The organism is Mesorhizobium sp. M7A.F.Ca.CA.001.08.2.1 (assembly GCF_003998455.1).
GTDB classification, from domain to species: Bacteria; Pseudomonadota; Alphaproteobacteria; order Rhizobiales; family Rhizobiaceae; genus Mesorhizobium; species Mesorhizobium ciceri.
Genome location: NZ_RZPW01000357.1, coordinates 1 through 6144, shown reverse-complemented (window position 1 = coordinate 6144; position 6144 = coordinate 1). Strand labels below are relative to the sequence as shown.

The following is a 6144-nucleotide window of genomic DNA, read 5'->3' as shown; positions in this document are numbered from 1 at the left end:
AACCGGCAACTCCATGCGGAGGCGGGCGCCTTGCCAGGAGCCCGCCACTATCCGGATCGAGCCGTCGTGCAGCAGTGCGATCTGCCGGGCAAGGTTCAATCCCAGGCCCGCGCCGCGCGATTGCGGCTGCAGGCGGTAGAAGGGCTCGAAAACATTCTCGTGCTCATCGGCAGGAATGCCTGGGCCTTCGTCGCGGATTTCGACGCCGCCGGTTTCATCGATCGCTATGGTGATCGTGCCGGAACCGCCGCCATGATCGATGGCGTTGCGCACGAGATTTGCCAGCGCCCGATCGATCTGCAGCACGTTGATCTCGACATGGACCTTGTTGGCTGGCGGCTCGAAGGCGAGATCGTAGCCTGCTTCGATGGCAAGCGGGGCGAAGTCGGCAGCAACCCGGCTGGCAAGATCGCAGAGGTCGATGATCTGGCGCTGGTCCGCCGGGCGGTCGAGCAGTTGATGGTCGAGCAGCTGCTGCGCAAGATGCGACAGGCGCTCGATGTCATGCAGCAGGCGCGCGCTTTGCGGTTCCTGTTTCAGCAATTCGGCGCGCGTGCGCAGGATGGCGATCGGCGTGCGCAGTTCGTGCGCGGCGTCGGTGAGGAAGCGGTTGTGCCGGTCATAGCCCTGGGCGAGGCGGGCCAGCGTCTGGTTGAAGGCATGCACCAGCGGCGCGATCTCCTGCGGCACATTCTTGACCGGCAGTTGCATCGCACGGGTGCCGATGTGGATGCGCGCGGCCTGCTGGACGGTGTCGACGAGGCCGGCAAACGACCGGCGCACGACGGCTGGCGTCGTCACCAGGGTCGTGGCTCCCATGACGAGGACGATCGGCAGCAGCAGGATGACGATGATGGCCGCGAGAGCGGGAAGCGCCTTCTCCCAGTTCCTGCTGCCGTCCGGGTTCTTGGCGACGTCGATGGTGGCCGAAATGGTGACTTCGAGGCCGTCGGTCTCTTCCCGCGACGATCGCGTCGCGGCAATGATCTGAACCGTGCCAGCCTTGGTCGAAACCCTTTCGAGATAGGCCTCCGGCCTCAAATCATCTTCGGAAAAACCGACGGTGGCGTGATCGACCTGGCCCAGCAGATCGCCAAAATTCCTGGTGTAGACGTCGGGTATGCTGCCGAAGCGGATGCTCTGACCGCTGTTGTCGCGGATGATGTACCAGACATTGGGGAAACCCTCACGAAACGAACGCAACCCATCGGTCTCATGGACGATCAATCTGCCGTTGCCGTCACGATCGACGGCATCCTTGAGGGCGGCGACGGCAGCCTCGTTGTCGACAAGAAGCCGTGGATCGGCGATCCACAGCGCGGCCGCGCACAGCACGATGAAGACAAGAAGCGTCGCCGCCTGCAGCAGGATCATCCGCCGCACCAGCACCCATTGCAGCGATCGCGTGCGCGGCTTCTTCACGAGGCGGCCCGCAAGAGATAACCGAGGTTGCGGATCGCCCTGATCTCGATGCCGGCAGCGACGTCGTCGAGCTTGCGACGCAGCCGCGAAATGTGCGCATCCAATGCATTGGAGCCGATCTCGTCGTCGAGAGCATAGACGGCTTCTTCCAGCGCCCCGCGCATGATCGTCCGCCCCGGCCTGCGGATGAGCGTTTCGAGCACCAGCCGCTCGCGCCGCGGCAGTTCCAGCGCCTGATCCTCGACAAGCGCCTCTCGATGGCGGAAGTCATAGGTGAGGCGGCCGACCATCACCTGATTGGCACGCGTGGTGAACGAACGCCGGTGCAAGGCATTGAGCCTGGCGACCAGTTCCACCGTGGCGAACGGTTTGACCATGTAGTCGTCGGCGCCGGCGTCGAGCCCCGCCACGCGATCGTCGAGCCCGCTGAGCGCCGTCAACGCGATCACCGGCACGTCCAGATGCAAGGCCCGCAGGCGCGGGATCAGGCTGAGGCCATCGCCATCCGGCAGCCGGCGGTCCAGCACCACCGCGTCATGGTGGCCGAGCCGCGCCACGGCTTCGGCATCCGCCAGTGTCGCGGCATGGTCGACGATGATGTCCTGGCGCTCGAGCGCGGTCTTCAGCACCGAGGCCATTTCCGGCTCGTCCTCGATCAGCAGGATGCGCATGCGCACTCTCCGTCACAGGCAGCCGGCACGCTGTGGCAATTCATTCGCATTCCAGCTTCGGTTGACGAAAATTGGTGATGAACCATCGGCCGCCCGAGGCGCGGGCATAGAACGTATAGAAGCATTCCTGGCGCTCGATATAGCCAGGCGTTTCGGTTTCTTCGTAGACGGTTCCGTGTTTTGTATGGCGAACTTCGCCGCTGGAGCTTCCGGAAACCGCATTGGTGGATATTTTCCGCCATTGATAGGCCCGCTCGCCCCGGCCGAGATCAACGACGGCGGTCGGCGGCCCGTAGTCCAGAATGACCGATTCGACCGGTTGCCCGATGTAGTTCTTCATGATGTCGGAGGCGCATCCCGTCAGCGCCAGCACGATGGCGACGAAGAACGCCTTGGAGATCCACACCAGATGGTTCGCGTTGCGTTTGGACATATCCGATTCCCGTCATCAAGGTCATCCGCGGCACCGAATGCATGTCGCCCAAAAGCGGTCCCGGTTTTGGGACAACGACATGCACAAAACAAAACCTGAAGCGGGCCGCATGATCCGTTTCGATGCGACGCGCTTTAGGACGTGAAGATTGCATCGGCATTACGCAGGACCTGGCACACAAATGCGGTCTGCCGACACGCGTCGATGACGGTGCGGATGGAGGCAAAGCAATCGCGCGGCCCCGTTGCATCCGGGCGCCGCGCAAGGTCGTTCGAGCAAAATACAAAACAGGTTCGACGGAACCCATGGCCTGCCCTAGAACCGGTAGTTGATGCCGGCCTTCAGTTCATGGCTGCCGATCGTCGCCTTGGATTTGCCCAGGGCGGACGTCGTTTCGACGCCTGGGGTGCGCACATAGTCATATTCGACCTTGGCCGAGAGGCCGCCGGCAAAACCCTGCTCGATGCCGCCGCCGACCAGATAGCCGAGTTTCCATCCGTCGATATCGTTCACCTTGTCGCCCTTGTCGAATTTGGTCATGGCGACGCCGCCGGTTCCAAACAGCAGCGTCTGGTCGAAGCTCAAGCCGGCCTTGGCCTTGGCGGCACCGCGCCATTTTTCCTTGATCTTGCCGCCCCGGACGTCGTGCTCGGCGCCGCCCAGATAGGAGCCCTCGATCTCGGCACCGAGAACCGCTGGACCCATCTGCTGGTTGTAGCCGGCCTGAACGCCGCCGCTGAGACCATTCCTGCCGGCAAACGGGTTCGGCATCCCGGTGAACGCCGTGCCGCCATGCACGCCGACATAGGCGCCGCTCCACTGGAACGCGGGGGGATCATTGTAGGCGGGCGAAAGGTCGGCGGCCATCGCCGGCCCCAGGAGGCACATGGCAAGGGCACTTGCCGTCAGGATGATCTTTGCTTGAGAGAACACTGCATTACTCCAACACACGCGCGCATCCGGCAATCGATGCGCAGGTTTCCCGAAGAACTCGACCGTTGAGGCGGTCGGGCTCCGATTTGGTGTCTTTCAGGGATGGTTGCGCGGTCCTGGGACTGGCTTTCGCCAGTTGTGGTAGGGGGTCAGATCGCCCGCGCGGCCAATCGCCTGAAAGACGCCGACCGTCTCGCAGGCGAAAATTGCACGCACATTGCGGGAAATCAAAAAATGAAGGTTTTTCGCTTTGTTTTCAATAAATTAAAGCGATGTTGTTTACGCAAATTTAACAGTCTGGCGCGGGTTTAGTCCGTTTGGCAGCACAAGCCTGCCATGCAATCGCGCGGTGCAGGCCGTTGGCATCCCCGCAAAACTCCCGGCTTGAAGCGGGCAAGCCAAGTGCGTATGTCTGGCCGACGCCCTCGAGCCTGGGTGCCTCAATCGGGAGACGAGCCTTGTCCGCACTGACGCGCTTTCTTGGCGACTCGCCGCTCAAGGTGATCCTGAAACTGCTGGTCGTGTCTTTCCTCGTCGGCCTGGTCATGAATGCCTTCGGCTGGTCGCCGATGGATGTGCTCTCCGGCATCCGGAAGTTCTTCATGGACCTGTGGAATCTCGGCTTCCACGCCATCGACCGCTTCCTCGGCTATATCCTGCTGGGCGCGGCTATCGTCGTGCCGGCCTTCATCCTGCTCAGGCTTGCCAACTACCGGAAGTAGAGCATGATCCCGAAAAGTGGGAACCGGTTTTCTCGGACAAACGGAAACCGTTTGTCCCGAGATCATGCTTGAAGAACTACCGGGCGTGGCCCGCGGCGACCTCGAACAGGATGGCGTGGCGCGCGGCAAGAGCGGGTACATCGGTGGAATAGCCACCGCCGATGACGCCGCAGACCGGAACGCCCCGCGCGCGAAAATGGCTGATGACCATGTCGTCACGGGCGCGCAGGCCGTCATCCGACAGAGACAGCCTGCCAAGCCGGTCATCTGCATGGACGTCGACGCCGGCATTGTAGAACACGATGTCCCAATGCGCCTGTGCGGACAGCTCCGGCAGGATGGCGGCGAGCCTCTCGAGATAGGCAGCGTCACCCGTGCCGTCGGGCAGCGCGACATCGAGGCCGGAGGCGATCTTGCGCACTGGGTAGTTGCGGTCGCCATGCATGGAAAAGGTGAACACGCGCGGGTCATCGGCGAGAATATCCGCCGTGCCGTCGCCCTGGTGCACGTCGAGATCGACGACCAGGATGTTTCGTGCCGCGCCTTCGGCGAGCAGCACCAATGCGGCGACGGCGACATCGTTGAAGGTGCAGAAGCCCGCGCCTTGCGCGCGCCGCGCATGGTGGCTGCCGCCGGCGGTGTTGCAGGCGATACCGTGGCGCAAGGCCAGCCGCGCCGCCAGCACCGTGCCGCCGGTGGCAAGCTGCGCGCGCAGCGAGACGCGGGGTCCGATCGGAAAACCGATCTCGCGTTCGATCTTTTCGGGCACGCGGCAGTTGATGACCTGGTCGACATAGTCCGCCGCATGGGCAAGCTCCAGCCATGAAGCCGGCGCCGGTTCGGCGGTGCTGAGCGCCTCGGGGCCGGCGAGGCCGCGTGTCCGCAGCGCCTCCATCAGCAAGGGATATTTGCTCATCGGAAAGCGATGGTTGACGGCGAAGCCGGCGTCGTAGTCGGGATGATGGACGATCTGCAGAGGCATGAACTCGTATCCGGCTGGCTCACGCCAGACCGGGATTTCGGTTGGCCGTCAAGGGATAGGTGATTGCGCGGTGGCCGGAAAATGGGGCACATCGACGGTTCCATCAAGCCGCAATCAGCAAGGCAGCAATCCTTGGACAAAGGTGCAACCCCAGCCGACGCCGGATCCCCGATCCTCTCGGGATCGCCGATTCACTCCGGATCATTTGTCGTCACCAACCGCTCCGTGCTCGCCATCGCGGTGCCGATGACGCTAGCCTATCTGACGACGCCGATGCTCGGCCTGGTCGACACGGCTGTCGTCGGCCAGTTCGGCGATGCCGCCTTGCTTGGCGGCCTGGCGGCCGGCGCATTGATCTTCGACGTCGTCTTCACCTCTTTCAATTTCCTGCGCTCGGGCACCACCGGCCTTGTCGCACAGGCATTTGGGCGTGGCGATGCCCTGGAGGAACAGGCGGTGTTCTGGCGCGCCGTGCTGATCGCGGTTATCGCCGGCATCGCGCTCGCTGCCCTTGCGCCGCTGGTCGCCATCGCCGGGCAAAAATTCATGGGCGCCGAACCGCGCGTCAGCGAGGCAATGGGCGTCTACATCAGGATCAGGCTGCTTGCAGCCCCCTTTTCGCTGATCAACTACGCCATCCTCGGCTACGTGCTGGGGCGCGGCGAGGGCGGGCTTGGACTGGTGCTGCAATTGGTGCTGAACGGCATCAACATCGCGCTGTGCTTCCTGCTTGGGCTGGAACTTGGCTGGGGCGTCGCCGGCGTTGCCTGGGCGACCGTCACCGGTGAGTTCCTGGCCATGCTGCTCGGCCTGGCCATCGTTATCCGCCGGTTTCGCGCGGTCCCGCCCTTGCCGCGCCATCGCCTGCTCGACATGACCGCCTTCCTGCGCATGCTGTCGCTCAACCGCGACATCATGATCCGTTCGTTCTCGCTGCTCGCCGCCTTTGCATTGTTCGCCCGCCAGGGCGCGCAGTTCGGC

At 63.4% G+C, this 6144-nt stretch carries 7 protein-coding genes; 2 read left to right on the top strand and 5 right to left on the bottom strand.

Annotated elements, in window-relative coordinates:
• From EN914_RS20490 to EN914_RS20475, 4 genes are all read right to left on the bottom strand, one after another.
• A partial coding sequence (locus tag EN914_RS20490; protein ID WP_164778819.1) for a HAMP domain-containing sensor histidine kinase occupies positions 1-1422 on the bottom strand: 1422 nt, incomplete at its 3' end.
• Positions 1419-2093 carry a response regulator transcription factor gene (locus tag EN914_RS20485; RefSeq protein WP_013533623.1) on the bottom strand — a complete coding sequence of 225 codons (675 nt, stop codon included), beginning with the start codon at positions 2091-2093 and terminating at the stop codon, positions 1419-1421. The genes EN914_RS20490 and EN914_RS20485, both read right to left, overlap by 4 nt.
• A 40-nt stretch (positions 2094-2133) precedes the next feature.
• On the bottom strand, positions 2134-2526 hold the full coding sequence (locus EN914_RS20480; protein WP_024503146.1) for a hypothetical protein: 393 nt from the start codon (positions 2524-2526) through the stop codon (positions 2134-2136).
• A 315-nt stretch (positions 2527-2841) separates the two neighbouring features.
• Complete coding sequence (locus tag EN914_RS20475) at positions 2842-3459, bottom strand: outer membrane protein (RefSeq protein ID WP_024503145.1); 618 nt, start codon at positions 3457-3459, stop codon at positions 2842-2844.
• Positions 3460-3917: 458 nt separating this feature from the next.
• Here EN914_RS20475 and EN914_RS20470 point away from each other — a divergent pair, with 458 nt between their 5' ends.
• On the top strand, positions 3918-4181 hold the full coding sequence (locus tag EN914_RS20470) for a DUF6460 domain-containing protein (protein WP_024503144.1): 264 nt from the start codon (positions 3918-3920) through the stop codon (positions 4179-4181).
• Between the two features lie 76 nt (positions 4182-4257).
• On the opposite strand, the gene EN914_RS20465 is transcribed toward EN914_RS20470, so the two are convergent.
• Positions 4258-5163: a histone deacetylase gene (locus EN914_RS20465; protein ID WP_024503143.1), complete on the bottom strand. Its 906-nt coding sequence runs from the start codon at positions 5161-5163 to the stop codon at positions 4258-4260.
• Positions 5164-5295: 132 nt separating this feature from the next.
• Between EN914_RS20465 and EN914_RS20460 the strand changes: the two genes are divergently transcribed.
• Positions 5296-6144: MATE family efflux transporter (locus EN914_RS20460; protein WP_407067799.1), on the top strand; the 849-nt coding region annotated here is incomplete at its 3' end.